The sequence below is a fragment of the Heliomicrobium gestii genome, from assembly GCF_009877435.1.
GTDB classification, from domain to species: Bacteria; Bacillota; Desulfitobacteriia; order Heliobacteriales; family Heliobacteriaceae; genus Heliomicrobium; species Heliomicrobium gestii.
This window is the reverse complement of sequence record NZ_WXEX01000013.1, coordinates 50,615-71,954: the sequence shown is the minus strand read 5'-3', so window position 1 is coordinate 71,954 and position 21,340 is coordinate 50,615. Positions and strand designations below refer to the sequence as shown.

The window sequence follows — 21,340 nt, the reverse complement described above, 5'->3', positions numbered from 1 at the left end:
TCGATTCCATTCGATGGGAGGAGGTGAACCGATGCATTACCGCTATCGCCGCTCCCCGGCCAGCCGCCGCCGGTGGCTGCACATGATGCCCTACATGATCGCCGGCTGGCTCGGCCTTGTCATCTGGTACATCTGCCAGGTCAACCAGATGACCGAAGCCGTGACCGATATTCGCGACGCGATTCGGCTCCGACGTCGATAGAAGGGGGAGTGCCACCTTGCCCTATACGATGGGACCCGGGATGAACATGATGATGATCGCCGCATTGATTCAAATCGTCCTGCTCGTCTGGTTCGTCTTCACCTTGAGCGCCATCCGCCAGGACCTGCGCGAACTGGTCAACCTCAACAAGTACCGCCAGCACCAGCCCATGAACGTCTATCACGCGCCGCCGACTCCGCCGAACTACCCGGCGGCTTCCGGTCCCCATCCGGCCCTCCGGCCGGAAGAACCGATCGGGCGCAAAGAGGACTAGTCACTGCCAGCCGTCGACACTGCGGAAGCGCCGCCACGCACAGAGAGCGCGTCTGCGAACGCCTGCGCTGGCCCGCTGACCTGCCGCAACGGCTCGGCCACCGGCCATCACCCATAAGCCGTAAGACCTGGGCTATGAGCCATCCGCCCTGAGCCATTCAGCTGCTGGTCAGCGCGTCAGCCACCAGTAGATCTGCAAAAAGAGCGCCGTCAGCCCGCCCGCCATCAGCGGTCCCACGGGGACGCCGCCGAAGAGAACGATGCCGACGAGTGATCCCACGATCATCCCCACGATGATCTGCGGCTCCCCCGACAAGAGGTCGATGCCTTGCTTGTTCAGGTTGGTCGCCAGGATGCCGCCGATCAGGGCGATCAGCCCCGGCAGGGAGGCGAAGGAAAGCAAGACCTCCCGGGCGCCCACCTTGCCCGTCGCAAAGGGCGCCAGCATGGCCAACGTAAGCATGATGAGGCCCATGTCCACCCCGTTCTGTTCAATCCATTCCAGCAGGCCGCCCCAGCCGAGATAACTCAGCGCCAGGATCGCCGCAGCGGCCATGACCGTCATGGGAGAACGGGCGATGGCGCCCAAGAGCAAAACAAAGATCAGCAGCACAGTCCCGCCACGCAAGGGCAACGCCTCCCGCGGGTAATCTGCTACTGATCTTATGCTCTCCCTTGGGTTCCATGCCATGAACTGCCACGACTGCCGTTGTTCTCCTGAGCCAGCGCCGGCTCGGGCGTCAAGAGGCAGACGCGGGCCACCGCCTGATGGGCCAGCAGGGGGAAGATGTCTTCCTGCAGGCAAAAGCGCAGATCGTCCCCATCGCCCATGTCGACGAGCCGCCGGCCATGGATGGTCTGCGCCATCAGCGACGGCAGCTGTTGCTGATTGAACTGGTACAACTGGAAGGCGGCGATGGCCAGCTCATTGACGACGGCAGGGCGGCTTTCCCAGATGTGGCCGATGATCTTGCCCGCCGTGACGATGTCCTCCAGGGCGAAGTAACCCTGCGTTCCCGCGCAGAGGATGACCAGGTCATCGGGATCGTCGTGAAGAACGCGGCGCGCCACCGTCTCGCCGTTTAAAAGGCTGCCCACCAGCACCGGGGCGGCCTTCTGCGCTTTTTGCAGGGCCACCGTGCCGTTGGTGGTGACCAAGAAAAGCGTCTTGCCGCCCACCACTTCCGCCGTATAGTCGCGAGGGGAGTTGCCCAGGAAGACCCCCGGGAGGGGACGTCCCTGCCCCTCTCCCCCCAGCAACACCTTGTCACTGTCCCAGCTGGACGCGAGCACCCTCGCCTCATTGAGATTGGCCACAGGAAACACCTGTTTACAGCCGTGGGCCAGCGCGGTGACGATGGTGGAGGTGGCCCGCAGGGTGTCGATGACGATGACATACCGGCCTTCCAACTCGTCACGGGTCACGTTCTGATGGGTAGCGATCACCTCGACATACAAGCGGCTTCCCTCCGGTTCCCTTCCCGCTCACCATCGATGATTCGAACCCGCTGAGGGCGGCTCCGCCACCGGCCTCTGCCCGCCAGTGTCATCGCCGCACCAGGCTTGCCGCCTAGGGGCGCCCGTTGTCCGCCGCGCTCGCTTCTTGCCGCGCCTTTTCCTCGATGGCTAGCGCGAGCGTGTCGGAGCGCAGGCCGCGGCGCAGCGATTCCAGGGCAATCGCTTCATGGACCGGAATATTCCCCAGGTTCACATTGACGCCGAAACGCTTGATCAGGGCTTGCTGCTGCTCTTTCATGGGCGCTTCCCACAGCAGCGCATCGACCTTTCCGACGGCCTCCACCATCGCCTCCAGGTCATCGTCGCGGATCTCTCCCTTGCTGTCGTAGAAGTTGACCCCTTTTCCCGATTCACGCCCCTCGACGATGACATAGGAAGCGCCTTCGGCCAGGTCTTCCCTGATTTGGCGGATGATCGCCGGCAGCGGAAGCGTTTGACGGGGATCTTTTTTCCCCACCTCCGTCAACACCTGAAACCCCCTGTCCGTCACCTTGCGGATCAGGGCGCGCCGTTCCCGGGAGGGGATCTGGATCGTCCCGTCGGAGATCTCGACCCAGCGGATGTCGACGGCCTGCAGGCCCGCCAGCAGTTCCTCATAGCCGCCCTGCCAGTAAGCGATCTCGCCGAGGGTTCCCCCTACATAGACCTCGACACCGTAGCGACGGGCCAGGTTTACCTTCTGTTCCAGGATTTCCGGCCGGTAGAGCGCCGCCGACCCAAAACCCAGCTTGATAAAATCGATGTGATCGGCGGCCATTTCGAGCAGGTCATGAAAGGACACCAACCCGATTCCCTTGTCAAAGATCATGGTCACGCCCTGTGTGCGCGGCTTTTCGTTGCGAAACCCCGTCGGCCACGACACCGGCGGAAACCAGAGCGGCTTGCTGGTCATATCCTCACCCTCCATGGGAGTTCTATCTCACCATAGACTATGATCGAGGCCGGAGAAGGTTTGTGCGAATCTCTGGAATTGTTCAAAAAAAATGAAGCTGCTGTTGCAACTTCCTGAGCCTCCGTGATCGTCCCCTCGTTTTTGCTACCCCTTTTTTATAAAAATTTGACCGTGTAGGCGTTCTTGGTCAGCGACTCGAAGCCATATCCCTCTGCCTGCAGTCGCTCGATGACCTCCGGCAACGCCTCGACGGTCGTCCGCTTGGGTTGACTGTCATGAAACAGCACAATGACCCGATCTTGACCAGCCGCCTGCTGGGTCACGGCGTCGACGATGATCGCCCTGTCTTGGGTCGTCTTGGCGGCGTCGAGGGAATCGACGTTCCAATCCACATACTGATACCCGGCGTCGATCACCCGGCGCGTCAACTCGCTCATGAACCTGCGGCTCGGCGAGACGAGGTTGTTCGAGCCGCCGGGAAAGCGGAGGAGTTCGGGCCGAAGCCCTGTCGCCTCTTCGATCAGGTCGTCGAGTCGACGGGCATCCGCCAAAAAGGCGTCCATCGAGGCGTAGACCTTCTTGTAGTCATGGCTGTAGGTGTGGTTGCCGAGGGCATGCCCCTCCTGGACGATCCGCTGGTAGAGCGCCTTGCCGGCGGCCGTCGGGTTGCCGTTGACAAAAAAGGTGGCTTTTACATGGTAACGGGCCAGGATGTTCAGGACCGCCGCGGTGTTTTCGCTGGGGCCGTCATCGAAGGTCAGATAGGCCGTTTTTTTTTCCGGAAGTTTCTCCCCGTACGCAGCGCCTGTTGGGCTTTGGTTTGCCCGCCACCGTTGCTTCTCGCGCTGCAACTGCTCCACCGTGTCGTTCAACTGCCGGACCTGGGCCTCCAGGCTCTCGATCTGACTTCGCGCCTGGATCTGCTGCCGCAGCAAGCCTTCATTGACCAGGCTGGCCTGGGCCAACAAAGCGAGCAACGCCGTGAGCGTTAGGAGCGCAAACCAACGCAACGCCATTGTCCTGTCGACATGCCGCTCTTCCTGGGCGGACTGTCCGCCTCCGGGCGCTGCCGCGGCGTCGACGACCGGTTTTGCCGCAGCCTGCCCGTCCCCCTGCATGGCACACCACCTCGGTTTTGAGGAATACCCTCTACACCCTATACGGGGGATGGCCGGAAATTGCCGGGACAAACGGACTTATTCGATTGGTAATTTTAGCAAATAAAAAAGCGCCGAAAACGGCGCTTTTTTGCTATCTCCCATTGCGTCTATCCTGCATTACGTCAATCTCGTGTTGCCTCTTTCTCGCATTGCCTCTATCTCGCGTAGCCTCTATCTCTTCGCATCCCTAGTGGAGCGGAAACAAGAACGCCTTGAACCGCGGGTTGTACAGCAGGCGTATGGTGGAATCCTGCCGGTATCCCTCGTGAAACACGGAGGTGACCAGCTTGGTCTTTCCCGCCGTCAGGGACAGGTTCAAATCGATGAAACCATGAATCAACGCACCCATGGAGATCTCCGGGTTCTCCTCCTCGTCCATATCTATCACCTGGACAATGATCCCCGGCGTTTCAGACCGGATGTTTTGCAAGGCGTCGCGGAGCACCTGCTGGTCCTCCTCTGACAGCGCCTTGATGGCCTCCAAGACCTGATGCAGTCGCAACTGATCCGGCATTTCCCCCACTGTCCGTCTCCCCTTTCTGTTGTTGGCATTCAGATGCAGAACGCCACAGCACATGGTCACCATGATACTGTGGCGTTTCATTCGCAAAAGAGGCGATTCTGCTGTCAACCCCCGCCGACAGGGGGAAAGAGGGACAAGGTATCTCCGTCGGAGAGGATATGGTCAATCTCCTTGGAATGGCCATTGACCATGCAAATGGCGACTTCTTTCTCGGGAATGGCCAGCACGGACAAGGCGTCGCGAACAGCCGACCCGGCGGGAAACTCCATAAGGCGCGTGGGAAAGCGGTTCAAACGAAAGGTGGCAAAGAGTTTGACAAACACCGTGATGGCGTCTCTCGTCGCTTCCTGCGAATCGCTCATGACAACCTCCTCTGTGGCCATCGTCTGCCACGCTCTCGCGCTGTTCGACTTTGTTATTGGAGGCGCATTCTCTACTGAAAGTCTATCGGTTCTGCCGCCGATCCGCAACATATAAAAACCATAGACAGAGGTTGCCCATCCTGCCGAGGATGGCCCGCTCCCAACCGTCCGCCCCTACTGGGCGCCATAGATCCGGTTCAGTCGCTCTGCCAATGGCGCGCTGATCCCCAGCGCCGCATGACTCAATTCCCGCTTGGCCATGACCACATCGAGGTTCAGCCCATGCTGCTCGTCGTTGCGCTTCTGCAAATCCTCCAGCAGCAGCTTGAGCGCCGGTTTTTCCAGGGGGCCTTCCCGAAAGGGGGTCAACGCCTGAATAGCCTGGCTCAGTTGGTGATGACTCCATTTCAGATAGGCTGCGCGGCCGAAAAGACCGAAGAGAAGCACCGCCTCGATCGCCGCCCACCCCATGCGATCCAGGCCCAGCACCGGCTCGCCCTGCAAGGAGAGGACCAATGGAACGAGTGCGATCACCGCGCCGGCCAGCGCCCCGGCGATGATCCCGTTTGCCCAATTTTTGTTCATGCCGCCGATTTCACTTCCCCTAGCCAATGTCGATCTGCGCGCCTGTTATTTCAGCAAGACCATTGTTTCGTCCCGCAGATTTCCTCTGTTTTGTTTCCGGCTTTTCTCGCCGATTTTTCTCATCGGCTTTCCCCGCCGACTTTACTTCCCGGATTTACTTTAGGATTTACTTTGGGATTTACTTCGGGTTTTATTTCCAGTTTTACTCCGGCTTTACTTTCGAACTTTTCATTCCGGACGCTCTTCCCTATCTGTCATCTTTGCTTATTTTTTCTGCCGTCATATTCAAAAACCGGCCCACTATCCCTTTGTGGCGCTAACATTTATTGTATCGAATCTACAGCAATTACACCAGCAGTCTACATCACCAGAATAAACAAATCGAGTTGATTGCAGCGGACGCCTCGTACTCCTGCTGCCTTTTCCAACATCGCTCGCTCGCTTGGAGACATCGGGAGAATATTCAGTGATTCCGGCCTGTCTCTTGCTCCCTGCGGATCCCTTCGCGTATACTCATATCAAGTCATTTACAATTATTCATTTATACATAAACAGTGCAGTCGCATGCCTTCTGCGCAAAATAGGCGACGAACAGACAGATTGTGAGTGAACGTGATGGAGATTCCCAAAATCCTGGTCGTCGATGACAACAGAGCCAACCGCATGCTGCTGTGCGGATTGTTGAAACCGTACCGGGTGATTGAAGCCGACAGTGGGCAGGCAGCCCTGGAGATGCTGCGTACGATAAAGCCCGACCTCATCCTCCTCGATGTGATGATGCCGGATATGAACGGCTTTTGTGTGTTATCCAAAGTGAAAAGCAACAAAGAAACCCAGTTGATCCCTGTCGTGCTGATCACATCCCTGCACGGCATGGATGAACGGATCAAGTCCTTCGAGATCGGCGCTGACGATTTTATCACCAAGCCCTTCAATCCCCTGGAACTGCAGGCGCGAGTCAAGTCGCTGCTGCGGATCAAGGCGCTCCATGACGAGTTGGAGAGCTTCCAAAACGTCGTTTTTTCCCTGGCCCAAGCCTTAGAAGCCCGGGATCATTACAGCGTCAACCACTCCAAGCGAACCTCCGACTTTGCTCACCAATTGGCCCTCCGGGTGATGGACGATCCTGGGGAGGCCGAGGTGATCAAAATCGCCGGACTGCTTCACGACATCGGCAAGATCGGCATTCGCGACGAAATCCTCTTTAAGCCCGGCAAGTTGACACCCGACGAGTTTGAGGCCATCAAGGCCCACCCCGTCACGGGAGAGAAGATCTGCGCCTCCATCCACACCCTGGCCCCGGTGCTGCCCCTGATTCGCCACCACCATGAGGCGTACAACGGCAAGGGCTACCCTGACGGCCTGCAGGGCGAGGACATCCCCCTGGGCGGCCGCATCCTCGCCATCGCCGACACCTATGACGCCTTGACGAGCAATCGGCCCTACCGCAAGGCGCTCCCCCAAGCGGAGGCGCTCGCCATCCTCCGCAGCCACGCAGGGGAGCAGTGGGACCCAGATCTGACGGCCTGTTTTTGTGACATGGTTGAGGAGGAAGGGGAAGCCATTGGTTAAGAAAAGCGCCATTCACGTTGATTCGTGAATGGCGCTTACGCATTTTTTTCTATTTTCTAATTCAAATACCAGAATCCGTGAACTAATTTATGAGCACGACTTAGAAATGGCACAAAAAGTGATAATATCCATTGAAAAGGATGTAGCCGCACTTAACAACTCCTATGGCCTCCGCCATGTCCAACGCTGTACCTATCGAATACTCGACTGCCATGACCTCGTCCGGATAATCCTTGAACTCGTTTTTCTGACGAAATCAGGCAGGCAACCATTTATGTGATCACTCACTGCAGATGCTTGTTCATTGTTGGCTTGCGTCCTTTCAGCGTCTATGTGTTCGGGTCGTTGCAACTATATTTCTAGGTAGATCTACTGGCTCTTGGCTTTTTTGTGTGGTTGAACATTTGTTTGCTGAAAATGTATCAAATTCTCTCCGGTGCTTTACGAATGTCTAGCCCACCCGCAACCATGGAAATAAAGTTGCGTACTGACCTGTACCCTCGCGCTTTACGTTTGGCCGCCTGAATCACGCTATTGATCCCTTCTTGCAACCCATTCGTAACGTTTGAGACAAACCACCGCAGGATGCCTTTCTCATGTCGCTTCATGGTCTGTGCCACTTCTTTCATCGGCGCTAACCGACTATGTGTCGCCCAGAAGTACCACTTTTTAAAGAACATCGGCGCATCCATGGGGTCTTTTTCGTACATTTCTTGAAATGTGAGTCGGAGCTGATATGCTTTGCCGGTCTTTGCGTTTCGTTGGGCCAGCACATCCTCCATAATTGCTTTTTGCTTCATCGTTAGATGCCTTTTGTTTTTAAACCAGGTATAGCGCGTTCCTTTCAACTCCGGCATCGTCTTTTGTTCTTCCCGTCGAACTTGATCCACCGCTTCGTTGATAAGTTTGATCACATGGAACTTGTCAACGGTTATCGCTACTTCCGGAAGATTTTTCTCCACGCCGGAAATAAAGGCTGGGGACATGTTCATACAAACATCGGTAATATTCTCCGCACAACCCCTATGGGATTGAAAATCTTCTTTGAACTTTGGAAGCACGTCGGCGCCCTTTCCCTCTGTGGCAAAGATGACTCGCCGGGTCTCGGCGTCCATCACGCTCGAGACGTACTTGTGCCCTTTGGTCCGAGCCGTCTCATCGATGCTTCTCTTCTCGACGGCCGACAGGTCTTCTTTTCGACGAGTTGTATGAACATAGTGATGGAGGATTCGCCACAGGAGAGAGTCATGTTCCCCAACGATTCGCGCGACTGATTTAACAGGCATTTCTTTCATGAGTGTCATCACATAGGCCTCAAAGAGCAGGGTGAATCCACTGCCGGGTCGACTCCACGGCGCCGTTATCTGGCGGACTGCCCCACATCGATCGCATTTCGTTCGAGGCAAAGGTGCATGGATAAAGGTCTTGTGCTGAAAGAAGTTCAGGTGTCTCCAAGATCTCTCCTTTGTATCGTGGACATTGCAGCCAGCTTCAGCACAAGCCGGGCAAGCAAATGAGCTTCCGGGCACGAAGTCGATCGTAATATGCAGTTCTTGGGCCTCGGCGTTAAACCGGGTTTCAGAGACAAACCATGGCGGTGTTAAGCCGAGGGCTAATTGAAATAAATCTGTGTTGTTCATAGCCCCATTTTAGCATTTCTGTAATTGCCAACCCACACAAAAAAACGGGAGCTAAAAGTATTTTAATCTGAGCAGACTGTGGTTGCATACAAAACCCTTCTTCCCTCGGTTTCTATTCAAACCAAGTGTTGGAAGAATCGCGGTTTTCTATGCAGCTCGGCGGCTTCAGTTACCGGGTTTTTCCTTTCTCAGCATCTGCCGAGTCTAGACGAGTGTAAACATCTCAAAGGAATAATTGAGTTTATCTCTTCTCGATTACACTCAATTTTGTCTATTAAACGGGGTTTGCGTCGAAATTCAGGATTATTCTGGATATTGCTTCACGAATTCAGGAATAAATTAAAAAGCGACCCTACAGATAAATTGCGAGGCCGCTTTACGTAGTGTTCTAGTTACTGGTAATTCGCAAATTGGAGAGAGTTAAATACAGATACCCAGAAGCATCAAGTTGCCCGTCTTTATTATAACGATGAAGCTGAATTGTAACATTCGAGAAATGTTCAACTGGTAGATTTACTTGGATCGGAGTTCCAACTCCTTTAAGCTGGTTGCTTTTGTAGATAGATTCCCCATTACCAAATATCTCAATAATTGAGTATCCATCGTATGTATTTTCATAAATAATGGTTCCTTTTAATCGTACTGGTTTAATACCGACATTATCTAAATCAAATGTTATGGACCCTTGTTTACCACCGTTGGCTGTAGATATTACCTTTTCATCTTTATGAAAATCCCAATTATATCCTGTAGTTGCTATTGGCTTCTTTTCCCAAAGGCCGACCTCGCCAGATTTACCTTCACTATTACTTCCGGTTACAATTACGGAGTTAGTGTTATTATCCCAAGAAACAGTCGCTCCAAGTGCCTCTACTAAAGGACGAGCCGGAACATATGTCCTTCCATCAACTATAATAGGCTTTGCTTCCATGTTAGGAGTGATGTCTACTCCGTTTACAATAAGCTTAATAGCCTGGTCCGCAAAAGCAATGGACGAAGTGAGTAATGATCCTACTAAGACTCCAAAAAATAATACTTTCTTCATGAGCGAACACACCTTTCTTAAATCCCAATTTGTGATAACAGTTTTTTAGGTCTCATTTTAGTTAATTTTGAACTTGCTCTCGCAAGCAATATGACTTTATCACCATAAATTAACTGATCACTATTCGGAGTCATGAGGCGATTGTCTAACTCGGTCTTCCGTAATACCTTTCCATTTTCACAACTCAAAGTTCGCACCTCTGAGAGTGGGACCGAAGCCCTAAAATGTAAAGCTTTATCCATGACGAAAACGTCATCTTGATGCCAAAAAGTGCACCCCTGTTTGTTAAAATGTAAGTGACCAAAAAAACATTCCAAACAGAAGGAGTGCACACTCTACCGGTACACCTCTCCGTCACGAATATGTGTTTGGGTGTTAACAAATTCAACGCACTTCTGGTAATATATTGTATATTATGAAATAGTAGATCCATGTTGGTTTCTTGAAAAATAATGATCTCTTTAGTTGATACATTGAAAATGCCAAGTACGATATCTAGATAATACATCTTGTCACTTAAACGCGACACAATTACCCTTTCAATAGGAAATAGTCTCCCCAAACGCGGAATATTGGCGCCGAAAAGGAGAAATTAATGTCTGTTCGGGATTTGTTCTTCTTTTTTTATCCAGCTTTTTTTCATTCTTTAATATGTTTTAAAATTATGGCTGATTTGTTTGCCTTTGAGGTTAGTTTTATTCGTGTACTTGGAGCAGCATTTATTTACGATAGTATATTAACGATATCCGGGAATTTTACTGGTATAAATCCAGATCTCAATACTATTATTGAGACTCTTTTTATCTGTGTCATAACTCGCTATTTTCTTTTAATGCCGTGGCGATACACAACAACTGCAGTTGCTGTTTTGTCTACTATTATATTTTCAATAGATGCCCTATATGGAGTTTTATGGGGTTGGCTCGATATGGCGCCCGGCACGCCAGCAGACTATGGTATTTGGCCGTTATTTGTCGGCGGCACCGGTGTCCTCATTTGCATGGGCGGAGTCTGGATCACACTTCGTCATTTTCGGGTAACCTTGCGTCCCTATGTCGATGCATTTATTTACTCAGTGGGAAACAGAAATGGATTAGCAATTATTGTTGCCGTTCTTGCTCAAATTGCAGCGCTAGGTATTTCGATCGAAGGGATACTTTACAATCATCTCGGAGGCCCATTCCGCTCAATCATTCTTGCAGGGGCCACGACTTTCTCTTTATTTTCTGCAACTACTGCAGGACGTTCCTATATTTTAGAACACTATGCCTTCCATACCCCACAACGTAGGGAGCGGGGAATTAGTCACGATCTACGTAATCACTTATCAAATATTCAAGTACTGCTTCGGCGTGGACTATTGAACGATGCGTCAAATTACATGAAGAACCTTATTGGCGAACTCGGTGATATTACGGACTTGGAGGAAGTTGGAGATTCCTATCTCGCAGCCATCATATCCGCTACTCTGGCTCGATTCAATGATGTGAAAACCTCCATTGATGTTCGCGCACCATGGAGAGCACAAGTAAATCCCGTCGATCTTACTGCTACAATTGGCAATGCATTGACAAACGCTGCCGAAGCAGCAGGTTCTGGTGGATGGATTGAAATTATTATTGATGAGGACTATGAGATGTCATTTTTCATTGTTCGTAATTCAGGTGAAATGCCACTAGTGGCCAGAATAGCAGCTTTTAGTACCTGTTTTTCTTCAAAGGGACAAGGGCGAGGCCAAGGCTTAGCTCAAATCAAGAGAGTCATTCGTGACAGAGAAGGGTATACCCGTGTTTCTACTATTACGGGCGGAACTGAGGTTACAATTGCCTTTCCGTTGCCAACACCGAATCTAGTACACGAAGGATGATGTTACTTTGCTCAGAGCCATTATTGCTGATGACGATATCGGTGCGGCAGATGATTTAAGAGATATTTTGAAGACGGATCCCCGCATTATTTCTATCGAGGTAGTAACGTCATTTGAATCGTTAGCAAAACAACTATTTCTTTCTTCGGCAAATGTGGTATTTCTAGATGTAGAAATGGGAGATGAGCAAAATGCGATCCAAGCTATTCTTCCTATATTAGCTGACACAAAAGTCGAAGTTATTCCGTATACAGGAAATTCATCCTACGCATCTGACGGATATGATGTGCGTGCCGTTGATTTTATACAAAAACCCGCTTCTGAACGACGAGTTCACAGAGCGATTACTCGTGTAGTTGAACGACTATACCAAAAGATCGATTTGAATTCTTTAAAAAAAGAAACAACAATAATGTTCCGAACAAAGGACAGTTATCGATGTGTTCCTTTTCAAGACATTTCTTTTATTGAAACATCAAAAACAAGTGGTGTATTGTTTCATTTATCGGATAATATTATTATCCAATCGACAGAGGAATTATCTGAGCTAATTCCTCGTCTGTTACTATATCCTTCCATGATGCGTACTCATCGAAGTTATGTAGTCAACCTTGAACAAATTGATAGTGCTTCAAGAGGCGACAAATCAATCGTGTTACGATTTCGTGGACTTCGTGGAAAAGATGCGATTGTCTCGGAGAAGTATGTGTTAGAATTCCGCAAACGGTTTCATGTTCGCTAATCGGGCAAGTAAGAAAGGCGCCATTTACTTTTTTCGTAAATGGCGCCTTTCTTACGGTTGCAGTGATTTTCAAGGAGGTCGTAAAATAAATAGGAATTCTTCGTTTTTACGCACCATACATCGATGTTTAGACCGAAGGCTCGTAGCAACGTTCGTAGCAACGATTATACTTAAATTAAATCGACGGTAGAGCACTTTGGGGCGTCGAAACTGGGCTATAAGATAAGCTCGATCAAAAAAACAGAGACACAGGCGAGCAAGGAAACCATAAAGAGACTCTTGCCCCGGTAGGCGAGGATGATGGCCACGATGAAGCCGATCGATGCAGACCATACATTGGCCGTTGCGTTCAATATGGCGGGAAAGGTCATCACGGCCAGTGTCACATAGGGCACATAGTGTAGAAAGGATCGGACAAAACCGTTCTTGATTTCCTTACGCATCAGCGTCAACGGGATTAACCGGATCAGATAGGTGACTCCCGCCATGACCAGTATGTATACATAAACGTTACTGCTCATTGGCAACCTCCTGTATCGGGAACAGTCGGGCAGCAATGCCTGCGATCAATAGCGTTAACAGGATGATTTTGAATCCGGAAGAGATCTCGCTGAGAACGGAGATCTTGGCGAATAGGAAACTCACCAGCATCGACAGCAGGATGATTCCGGACAAGATTTTATTGCCCTTCGCCGGCGGAATGATGACTGCGATAAACATGGCATAGAGGGCGATGCTCAAGGCGCTGACGATTCTCTCCGGCAAGAGGCTCCCCGAAAGGACGCCGCAAAAGGTGCCCAACGTCCAGCCCGGTATGCTCGAGGTCATCAACCCGTAATTGTAGAAGGGATGCAGTTTCCCCTCTTTACAAACAGACACCCCAAATATTTCATCGGTGATGCCGAAGGCAACCAAAAATCGATGGGAAAAATCAGTGCTGGCATTTATCTTTTGCGACAGCGAACAGGACATCAGACAGTACCTCAGGTTGATGACGAGTTGGGTGAAGGCCATCTCTATGTACGTCGACGACGCCCCGATGAGGCCAAGCGCCGCAAACTGCCCGGCCGATGTGATGTTGGTTGCCGACATGAGGACCGCTTGAAACGGCGTAAGCCCGGCGTTCTTTGCCATGATGCCGAAGGTAAAGGACACGGCAAAATAGCCCAGGCATATGGGAATCCCGTCTCTAACGCCCTTTTTCCAGTTCGAAATATTGGTGTTCATGATCCTTCCCCTTCAGAATCTTCTCCTTTGGTTTTATCATTCTACCGTCCGCCTTTACATAAGTAAAACAAATTCCTATAATGATTATATTAGCAAATCTAATGAAAAGAGGCTGAGATGAATCGTTACCTTGCGCTGATCAAAATCATGGAAACCGGCAGCTTTACCAAAACGGCTGAAGAACTGGGGTACACCCAATCGGCGATCAGTCAGATGATTCATTCCTTAGAAAAGGAATTATCGACCCTCCTTATTCTCCGTTCCAGAAAAGGGGTCACACTGACGCCGGACGGCGAGGAATTGCTGCCATACATCAAAGGGGTCTATCACGCTTACCGTGAGCTCATGGAAAAACACAAAGCGATGCAGGGGCTGCAAACAGGCATCGTGCGCATCGGAACGTTTTCAAGCGTGTCCAGCAACTGGCTGCCAGGCTTGATGAAAGATTTTAAGCAAAAGTATCCTTCCGTGGTCTTTGAGCTTCATCAAGGTGAGTACACAAGCATCGCCCTGTGGATTAAGGAGGGAAGCGTTGACTTTGGCTTCGTCAATCCCGATGCCGATGCAGCCGCCGATCTGAATACCATCCCCCTGCAAAAGGATGAAATGTTGGCCGTCATCCCCAGGAACCACCCGCTCACGGCCAAGAAGTCGATTTCATTACAAGATCTCGTCCATGAACCCTTTATCCTTTTGGACGAAGGGCAATTGAGCGAGCCCTTGGAATATTTCAAGCAGAAAAATCTGCAACCCAACATTCAATACCGCGCCCATGACGATTACACGATCATGTCGATGATTGAAAAAGAGTTGGGCGTCTCCATCCTACCGAAATTGGTGCTAAGCAGATCTGACTATGACATTGTCACGAAAGAGATATCTCCGCCGATCGTCCGAACGATTTCATTGGCCTTTAAGAACAAAAAGGTATTGCCGATCGCCAGCAGATATTTTATGGATTTTATTGTGGAACAGTATGGCGGACTTGCGCATGAAGAAAAACCTCCTTTGGCGGAATAAGCAAAGGAGGTAGATCGTTTTTGAGAAGATAATCTAAATATAATATCCTACGGTTAAGCTCCGTCCCCCTTTGAGCGTTGCCCAATTAGTATTAGACCAGCTATATTTCAATCACGTAATATTTTCTTTGAGCGTTTAGGTCTCTCCATATGAATTCATGCCTTCTGGAAAGAGCTATGTAATTATCGGTTTTGGTAGGGCCAGTCGGTTTGTAGATATTCCCGTATACAGCATAGTCCTCCCTAAAATATTTATAAATTCCATTATTAACTTTTCCTTCGTAAAAGGGTCTATCCGACACTAAGGCGACACAGGCCGTTCCGGTAAACCCCCTCTCTTTCATTTCTTCCATAAACCGAATGTCCTTTACAAAAGAGTACATTTGTTCTGGATACTGCCCATTTAAAGGACATTTTAATTCAATAGCGTACTTTTCTTTTTTATCGATCGTAAAGATTGAAATGTCGATCTCCTTCTTAATGGTATTGTGATCGCTGGTAAAAAAAGAAGTGTTTCGTTCAAATTGCACTTTGTGATCTGGAACTGTCATTCTCAAATAAATCCCCAATTCATGCTGTAAACTAAATTCATTATATAATTCGACGTCGTTTTCTTGCGCAAAATCAAAGAAATCAATAATTAATTTCTTTAATCCCAACATCACGAGCACCTCATTTCTCAAAAAGCAGTTTGCCCAGTTCTATGTTTTCCAAACTTAAAGCATAGTTTTACGTATTGCGCAAAACTATGCTTTATGCTTCAGTGAAATTTTTACTCAAACGTTTATTGGCGGGAGTGGGTAGGAATCGAACCTACCGCGCCCGGGTTGGCCGCGCGCCACGTGGGTTTGAAGCCCAGGGAGGACACCAGTCCCCATTCACCCCCAAGTTCCCTTTGAAAATATCCCAGTTTGAAGCAATACTTATATTGTACCGTTCGTCCGGAGTCCATGCAACTCAGCCATCGGAGTACATTGACGACAGCAAAACGGGAAGAGTCATTTGTTTTCCACCTACCTCCTAGTGACAATCTCTCCTCTTTTGGGTAGAATACTACTTGCCGGAACGATTCCGGTGCGCCTGCTGGGTGCGTTGCCGATTAATGTTTTCAATCGATAATTTTACTTTACGGGAGCTGGATCTGGTCAGCCGCTGTCAAGCCCGCTACGACGGGAAGGCAAACGCTGGCGGCGAAGCGCCCACTTGCGAGCGCAAGGTTGGAAAACGTGTCGGTGACGGCCTTTGTGGGTCTACATAACCTCCGATCGGAGCAAAAAAACCCTGAAGCGATGAGCTTCAGGGTTTTTCTATGCCGTTGATCATGTCCCAGAGTTTGGAGCGAACCTCAACGGCAAGTTTGCCGGAGGTCTCACCGTCCTGTGGGCTGACCGATTCGATCGCGTTGACTGCCTTCACCGTTGACGGGCTCTCCGCGGCCACGGCGCCGGTGCGGTCGCTCAGGCAGAGGGGCGGGTAGAGGACGCACCACCAGTTGGCGCCTTGCCCCGTTCCGATGACCACCCGCAGCGCTTCGTACTCTCCTGCAGGGGCTTTCAGGTGACCATACACCTTGGCCGGGAAGTGAAAGCGACCCACCTCCGGGGTGACGGCGTAGTCATAGCCGGCTTCTCTGATGACGGCGGCGGCGCGGGTCTGAATCTCGTCCAGGTGTTCCTGGACCCGTTCGCGCGATTCCTCAACGGAGTGACAGTCCGCCAGCAGCGGATCGACATAGGCCAGGATCGCGTCGCGAACTTTCAGCTTGAGCGCCTGGTCGGCCGGGTCGTCCGAAGGGGCGACTACGTGCAGGCGCAGGAGCGGCAGCGGCGAAGCTTCACGGGCCTCCAAGTGCGGTAGATAGAAGGCCACTCCGCCACAACATGCCAACAACAGGGTGAACAGGGTCAGGAGCCGGAAGGCAGGAGAAAAGGGCGTTCGAGCCAAGCGGTTCTCCTCCTTCATGGATTGGTTCCATCCAGGAGGTAGTCTTGCCGGGTCGCGCCCTTTGCTAAACATCTACCTGCGCATAAACGACTACCGATGGGGTCGCGTCTACGCGCGTGCCTATCTCAGCACCTGATCCTTCACCTACTCACCGCTTCTCCGCTCCTCGGTCCGTCTGCGCCATCCGATCCGCTTCCAACTCCGGCGCGAGGCGACTCACGGCCCGGCAGCGGGGATCACTTCAACAAGCCGCAGGTCCGGTTCGGACCCCATGATCGCCATCGGCCGCCAAGCGTGGCGGTTTTCATCGATCCGCATCCGTCCGCCGGCGACAGGCCAGCCGGCCCCGGCCATCTGGCGGAGCAAGGCGTCGGGATTAGCGCGGACCTCGGGGGATCGCAGGCCGTTCAAAATCCCCCGTGTGGCGTCATAGGCCCAGAGCGCCATGGGCTGGGGCGCTTCACTGTAGCGGCTTTGGTAGGTTTGGACAAAGGCCGCCGCTTCGCCGGTTGGGATGAAATTGGGTGTCGTGTAGTAGAGACGCCACTGCCAGGCTTCTTTTTCTTTGCCGGCGATCTCTTTGGCCACCGACTCCAGACCGTCGCCGCCGATGACCGGCGTCTGGAGCCCTTTCTGACGGGCCTGCTGCAAAAAGGCTTTCCCTTCCTTCGCATAGCCCGGCAGGTAGATCACCTCGGGATCGGCCTGGGATAACTGCTGGATGAGTGCGCTGAAATCCTGTTGTCCTCGCTGGTAAGTCAGGCTCTTGACGATTTTTCCGCCCTTTTCCTCATAGGTCTCCCGGAAGGCCTTGGCGAGGGACTGGGCGTAGGCGCTCTTTTCCTCGACGACGAGGGCCGCCTTTTTGCTCCAGACGCGCGCCGCATACTGGGCGGCGGCGGCCCCCTGTTGCCGGTCGTCATAGCTGCCCTGGAGGACCTTGTCGCCGATGCTCGGCACCGTCGACGCTGTGGCCAAGCTGATCAAGGGCACCGGCAGGCCGGCCTTGACGAGCGCCTCCGCCTTCGACGGCGTAACCGGACCGATGACGGCGGCGACGCCGTTTTTTTGCGCCTGCTCGGACAGTCCGGCAAGCCCCGCTCCGTCACTGGCGTCGGCTGAGATGGTTTGGACAGGATGCCCTTCGATCCCCCCCTGGCTGTTCGCCTCATCGACCGCCATCTGGATCCCTTTGAAGGCCGCCTGCCCCCAGGAACCGACAGGGCCGGTCAGTTCGACCGCCACCGCCAGGACAATCGGGCTATGGCCCGTTCTCATCGTGGCCAGGGCGGTCATCGATTTCATCCATCCCACATAGAGGAGCCCGGGCACGAGGAAGAGGAGTCCAAAAACGGTGATGAGCGAGCGGCGCGATAAAAAAAGCATGGGACAACCCTCCTTCTATCAAAGAGGGTATGTCCCATTTCTTTGTGATATTACAGCATTTTCCATTCATTTGCCAAAGTGCCCTTTTTTTGCAGGCCCTTCGCTTTTACCAGAGGCTTCGCTTATCGCCGGCGCGCCGGGTCACCCGTTCCCGGTCCAACCACTCCAGCAGAGGCACCACATAGCGCCGGGAACTCCCGGTGAGATCGCGCGCCTCGGCGACGGTGATTTCCCGCCCTCCTTGCAACACATGGACGATCTGCCGGCGAAAATCCTCAAGGGCGTCGACGTGGAAGATCAGGTCGTCGCCCACTTTGCGCAGACGCTCCCGGTCGAGGAGGTGGTTCAGGCACTCCTCAGCATTCTCGACGCTGAGTCCCTCCCGGACCAGCCATCCTTTCGCCTCCGCCAGCAGCGGCGGTTGCAGGCCGCCCTGCTGAAACCGCCCCTCCAGCGCGGCCAGCAGGCGGGTCAAGGTTGCCGGCAGCTTGTCCTTCCGTTGCGCCAAGGCGACTGTCTTTGCCTCCACGACGATGTGACCGCGCTTCTCCCAGGTCTCCAGCAGGGCGCTGTAGGCCTTGGCGCTCCAAGCGGGGACGAGGCGGCTCTTCAGTTCCTCTTTCCCCATGCCTCGGCGCAGCGGGTAGCGGCGGTGATAGGCGTCCAGTTCGCGGTGCAGGTCCCTTTCCAAGGCGCCGATCTGTCCCCCATGGGCCAGGTAGCGGATGCCCTCTCCCGCGAGGAGGGTAACCGGTGGCGGTGGCGGTGGCGCCAACGCCGCCGTCGAAAGGGCCCCCTCCCTTACCGTTGCCGCCCCTTCCGGAGCGGCCTCGATGTCTGCGATCATCTGTTCCACATCATCAGGGAGAAGGCCCGGCAATCGGGCCGCCTCCGCCGGCGTCACCGGCTGGCCGGTGCAGGACAGGTGATGGGCCAGCCGCTCCGCCGGGTCTCCCTGTTCGAGGACGGTGAGGTGGGTGATCCCATCGGGCCGGTTTTTTTTCAGCTTGCCGGCCGTCGCGTCGATCACCTGGCCGCCGCCAACCGTTCGAGCCGGTGAGTAGGTGCGGATGACGAAGGGATCGCCCTTGGCCACCACCACAGGCTCCTCCAGGACGATCTGGGCAAAGGCGGAGCGGCCTGGTTCGAGCCGGTCGCCTTCGAGCAGGGACAACCGCCCCAGCGTCTCTTTCGTGCCGGCGTGAAAGCGAATGCGTTCTCGATCACGCAAAGGCCGGTCCTCCCGGGACAATGCTTGCAGGCGAACGCTGATCCGGTAACTGGGCCGGAGGAAACCGGCATGGGCCAGCACTTCGCCGCGCCCCACGTGACTGACCTCCACCCCTGCCAGATTGACGGCCACCCGCTGACCGGCCCAGGCGGCGTCGACCTTTTCACCGTGGACCTGCAACCCCCGGATCCGTACGGTCCGCTCCGCCGGATACAAGGTGAGGGTGTCGCCCACCCGCAGCGCCCCTGATGCCAGGGTGCCGGTGACGACAACACCGAACCCCTTCACCGTAAAGACCCGATCCACAGGCAAGCGGGCCGGACCGGCGACGGGCCGCCGAGGCAATCCTTCGACCAAGGCGGCAAGCGCCTTTTTGACTTCCTCTATTCCGGTCCCATTGACGGCGGATACCGGCAGAATCGGCGCTTCAGCCAGGCGTGTTCCGGCCAGATCCCGGCGCACCTCGTCAGTGATCATGGCGAGCCATTCATCATCGACGAGATCGGTCTTCGTCAGAACGGTGATGCCCCGGGGCACTCGCAGCAGTTCGATCACATCCAGGTGTTCTTTCGTCTGCGCCATCACGCCCTCGTCGGCGGCGATGACGAGGATCGCCACATCCATCCCCGTGACCCCGGCCACCATGTGCCGGATAAAGCGCTCATGGCCGGGCACATCGACAATGCCGACCCGTGGGCCGCCGGGGATCGACAAGGGGGCAAACCCCAATTCAATGGATATTCCCCGATCTTTTTCTTCTTTCAGCCGATCCGTATTGACTCCCGTCAGCGCCTCGACGAGGCGTGTTTTTCCATGATCAATATGTCCGGCCGTTCCGATGATGGCATGGATCGGCTCTCCCGCTGACATCGCCATTCCTCCACGTCGCCCGATGCGTCCTGCTTCAACGGTATGTTCCATGATTATTATTCTATTTTCTTTATACGCTACTATCAACAAAACGATCGCCTTTGGTTGCGCATAAGATACATCATCGGTTCATGGTAAAAAATGGATATTCCTTTGCCATCCGCCGCCATAGCTCTTTCAACGACACCCAGGCGACAGCCAGCACCAGCGGCAGACCCACATAGCCGAAAAAGGGGTACAAGGTGGCCACCAGATCGGCGAAGGGCAGCATGGCAAAGGGGCAGACTGACAACACCGACAGGATCAGCTTTTGGCGAAAGTCCGGTCCTTGATCCGCTTTGGCGAGCCGCAGGGCTGCGCCGAAGGCGCTCCCCAAAGCCGCCGTGAACATGGCCAGCCAGAGCAAAAAGGCGTAAACCTGTCCGGTCCAAGGATGCAAGGCGCCGGCAAGAAAGAGCATGGGCACCGGGTAGGCGGCGATTTCCGGCACATAGCGCAGCATGGCCAGTGTCAGCAGATAGGCGAAGAGTCCGAGGAGCAACCCGCCGGCGGCGGCGCCCGCATAGCCTCCCCGCCGGCGCACCTGCGGCGCCAGGGCGACGAGCACCACCAGGGACATGGTGAGATTGAAGGAGACATACAAAAAGCCGCTCAGGGCCGGCGAATCGGGCAGGAGGGCATTGGGCTCCGCCACCGTGGTTTGCGGGTTGGCCCACCCGGCCAGACAGTTTAGTGCCGTCAACGCTGCCGGCGCCGCTTCGTCGATCGAGGGCGTCCAGAGGACGATCGCCAAGGCCACCGCCAGGCAGATGATCGATTTGAGGGGCACCAAGATGGTGTTGACCCAGATCAGCGAGTCGATCCCCCACCAGAGGGACAGCAGGATCAGCGCTGTCGTGGCGGCCACGCCGGTCCAGGGCGGCCATCCCCACTGCTGGGACATGAGCGCGCCCGACCCGGACAGCATGACCATCACCCCGACAAAGAGGGAAAAGGTGATGACACCGTCCATGACTTTGCCGATTTTCGCGCCGAATAGCCCGTCAAGGAGGTCCTGGTAGCGGCTGATCCGATAAATCCGGCAGACGAAAAAAATCGCCGGTCCCAGGAGGCCAAAGAGCGCGGCCGAGAGCAACACCGCTTGCAGCCCCGCTGGACCGTAGCGGACAAAAAACTGAAAGATCTCCTGACCAGAGGCGAATCCGGCGCCCAAGACGGCGCCGATATAGACCGATGCCACCTGCACCTGCCAAAGAGCCCCCATGGTCATCCCCCATTCCGT

22 protein-coding genes, 1 tRNA gene, 1 other RNA gene and 1 pseudogene are annotated in these 21,340 nt (G+C 53.8%); 8 read left to right on the top strand and 17 right to left on the bottom strand.

Going from position 1 to position 21,340, the window contains the following annotated elements; genetic code table 11:
- The first annotated feature begins 31 nt into the window (after window positions 1-31).
- The gene (locus GTO89_RS14110; protein ID WP_161262741.1) at window positions 32-202 is read left to right on the top strand and encodes a hypothetical protein; all 171 of its coding nucleotides are present in this window, start codon (window positions 32-34) and stop codon (window positions 200-202) included.
- Window positions 203-218: 16 nt separating this feature from the next.
- A complete protein-coding gene (locus tag GTO89_RS14105) occupies window positions 219-476 on the top strand; it encodes a hypothetical protein (RefSeq protein ID WP_161262740.1) in 258 nt (85 codons plus the stop codon).
- A gap of 168 nt (window positions 477-644) precedes the next feature.
- Here GTO89_RS14105 and GTO89_RS14100 read toward each other — a convergent pair whose 3' ends face one another.
- The 7 genes from GTO89_RS14100 to GTO89_RS14070 form a co-directional block, all read right to left on the bottom strand.
- Window positions 645-1,103 carry a DUF441 domain-containing protein gene (locus tag GTO89_RS14100; protein WP_161262739.1) on the bottom strand — a complete coding sequence of 153 codons (459 nt, stop codon included), beginning with the start codon at window positions 1,101-1,103 and terminating at the stop codon, window positions 645-647.
- Window positions 1,104-1,138: 35 nt separating this feature from the next.
- Window positions 1,139-1,933 carry a 2-phosphosulfolactate phosphatase gene (locus tag GTO89_RS14095; protein WP_161262738.1) on the bottom strand — a complete coding sequence of 265 codons (795 nt, stop codon included), beginning with the start codon at window positions 1,931-1,933 and terminating at the stop codon, window positions 1,139-1,141.
- A 112-nt stretch (window positions 1,934-2,045) separates the two neighbouring features.
- A complete protein-coding gene (gene comA, locus GTO89_RS14090; RefSeq protein WP_161262737.1) occupies window positions 2,046-2,885 on the bottom strand; it encodes a phosphosulfolactate synthase in 840 nt (279 codons plus the stop codon).
- Between the two features lie 155 nt (window positions 2,886-3,040).
- The gene (locus tag GTO89_RS14085; RefSeq protein WP_161262736.1) at window positions 3,041-4,003 is read right to left on the bottom strand and encodes a polysaccharide deacetylase family protein; all 963 of its coding nucleotides are present in this window, start codon (window positions 4,001-4,003) and stop codon (window positions 3,041-3,043) included.
- Window positions 4,004-4,232: 229 nt separating this feature from the next.
- A complete protein-coding gene (locus tag GTO89_RS14080; protein ID WP_161262735.1) occupies window positions 4,233-4,568 on the bottom strand; it encodes a hypothetical protein in 336 nt (111 codons plus the stop codon).
- Between the two features lie 104 nt (window positions 4,569-4,672).
- Entirely contained in the window at window positions 4,673-4,930 is a 258-nt protein-coding gene (locus GTO89_RS14075) for a MoaD/ThiS family protein (RefSeq protein WP_161262734.1), read from the bottom strand.
- Window positions 4,931-5,104: 174 nt separating this feature from the next.
- Entirely contained in the window at window positions 5,105-5,515 is a 411-nt protein-coding gene (locus GTO89_RS14070; RefSeq protein ID WP_161262733.1) for a hypothetical protein, read from the bottom strand.
- Between the two features lie 615 nt (window positions 5,516-6,130).
- On the opposite strand from GTO89_RS14070, the pseudogene GTO89_RS17990 reads away from it, so the two are divergent.
- A pseudogene (locus GTO89_RS17990) lies at window positions 6,131-6,490 on the top strand (response regulator); the annotation flags it as partial.
- Between the two features lie 21 nt (window positions 6,491-6,511).
- Window positions 6,512-7,087, top strand: a complete 576-nt coding sequence (locus GTO89_RS17985; protein ID WP_407929497.1) for an HD-GYP domain-containing protein — start codon at window positions 6,512-6,514, stop codon at window positions 7,085-7,087.
- A gap of 422 nt (window positions 7,088-7,509) precedes the next feature.
- On the opposite strand, the gene GTO89_RS14060 is transcribed toward GTO89_RS17985, so the two are convergent.
- Together GTO89_RS14060 and GTO89_RS14055 are read right to left on the bottom strand one after the other, a co-directional pair.
- Window positions 7,510-8,727, bottom strand: coding sequence for an ISL3 family transposase (locus tag GTO89_RS14060; protein ID WP_161262731.1), 1,218 nt, complete (start codon window positions 8,725-8,727; stop codon window positions 7,510-7,512).
- 388 nt (window positions 8,728-9,115) lie between these two features.
- Window positions 9,116-9,772, bottom strand: a complete 657-nt coding sequence (locus GTO89_RS14055) for a copper amine oxidase N-terminal domain-containing protein (RefSeq protein WP_161262730.1) — start codon at window positions 9,770-9,772, stop codon at window positions 9,116-9,118.
- 595 nt (window positions 9,773-10,367) lie between these two features.
- Here GTO89_RS14055 and GTO89_RS14050 point away from each other — a divergent pair.
- Both GTO89_RS14050 and GTO89_RS14045 read left to right on the top strand, forming a co-directional pair.
- Window positions 10,368-11,639 (top strand): ATP-binding protein, encoded by a 1,272-nt coding sequence (locus GTO89_RS14050; RefSeq protein ID WP_161262729.1) that lies wholly within the window; start codon window positions 10,368-10,370, stop codon window positions 11,637-11,639.
- Between the two features lie 7 nt (window positions 11,640-11,646).
- A complete protein-coding gene (locus GTO89_RS14045; RefSeq protein WP_161262728.1) occupies window positions 11,647-12,381 on the top strand; it encodes a LytR/AlgR family response regulator transcription factor in 735 nt (244 codons plus the stop codon).
- 215 nt (window positions 12,382-12,596) lie between these two features.
- Here GTO89_RS14045 and GTO89_RS14040 read toward each other — a convergent pair whose 3' ends face one another.
- Window positions 12,597-12,902 carry an AzlD domain-containing protein gene (locus GTO89_RS14040; protein WP_161262727.1) on the bottom strand — a complete coding sequence of 102 codons (306 nt, stop codon included), beginning with the start codon at window positions 12,900-12,902 and terminating at the stop codon, window positions 12,597-12,599.
- Complete coding sequence (locus GTO89_RS14035; RefSeq protein WP_161262726.1) at window positions 12,892-13,608, bottom strand: AzlC family ABC transporter permease; 717 nt, start codon at window positions 13,606-13,608, stop codon at window positions 12,892-12,894. The genes GTO89_RS14040 and GTO89_RS14035 overlap by 11 nt, the downstream gene beginning before the upstream one ends.
- A gap of 117 nt (window positions 13,609-13,725) precedes the next feature.
- Between GTO89_RS14035 and GTO89_RS14030 the strand changes: the two genes are divergently transcribed.
- Window positions 13,726-14,628, top strand: coding sequence for a LysR family transcriptional regulator (locus GTO89_RS14030; RefSeq protein ID WP_161262725.1), 903 nt, complete (start codon window positions 13,726-13,728; stop codon window positions 14,626-14,628).
- Window positions 14,629-14,728: 100 nt separating this feature from the next.
- Here the strand turns inward: GTO89_RS14030 and GTO89_RS14025 are convergent, their stop codons facing one another.
- Window positions 14,729-15,289, bottom strand: coding sequence for a hypothetical protein (locus GTO89_RS14025; protein ID WP_170294535.1), 561 nt, complete (start codon window positions 15,287-15,289; stop codon window positions 14,729-14,731).
- 126 nt (window positions 15,290-15,415) lie between these two features.
- Window positions 15,416-15,513, bottom strand: a tRNA-Sec gene (locus GTO89_RS14020).
- Between the two features lie 188 nt (window positions 15,514-15,701).
- Here GTO89_RS14020 and ssrS point away from each other — a divergent pair.
- A non-coding RNA gene (ssrS, locus tag GTO89_RS14015) (6S RNA) lies at window positions 15,702-15,882 on the top strand.
- Between the two features lie 41 nt (window positions 15,883-15,923).
- Here the strand turns inward: ssrS and spoIIR are convergent.
- From spoIIR to GTO89_RS13995, 4 genes are all read right to left on the bottom strand, one after another.
- Window positions 15,924-16,571, bottom strand: a complete 648-nt coding sequence (gene spoIIR, locus GTO89_RS14010; protein WP_161262723.1) for a stage II sporulation protein R — start codon at window positions 16,569-16,571, stop codon at window positions 15,924-15,926.
- Window positions 16,572-16,787: 216 nt separating this feature from the next.
- Window positions 16,788-17,957, bottom strand: coding sequence for an ABC transporter substrate-binding protein (locus tag GTO89_RS14005; RefSeq protein WP_161262722.1), 1,170 nt, complete (start codon window positions 17,955-17,957; stop codon window positions 16,788-16,790).
- A gap of 106 nt (window positions 17,958-18,063) precedes the next feature.
- The gene (gene selB / locus GTO89_RS14000) at window positions 18,064-20,058 is read right to left on the bottom strand and encodes a selenocysteine-specific translation elongation factor (protein ID WP_161262721.1); all 1,995 of its coding nucleotides are present in this window, start codon (window positions 20,056-20,058) and stop codon (window positions 18,064-18,066) included.
- 121 nt (window positions 20,059-20,179) lie between these two features.
- Window positions 20,180-21,322: a YkvI family membrane protein gene (locus tag GTO89_RS13995; protein WP_161262720.1), complete on the bottom strand. Its 1,143-nt coding sequence runs from the start codon at window positions 21,320-21,322 to the stop codon at window positions 20,180-20,182.
- Between the last annotated feature and the right edge of the window lie 18 nt (window positions 21,323-21,340).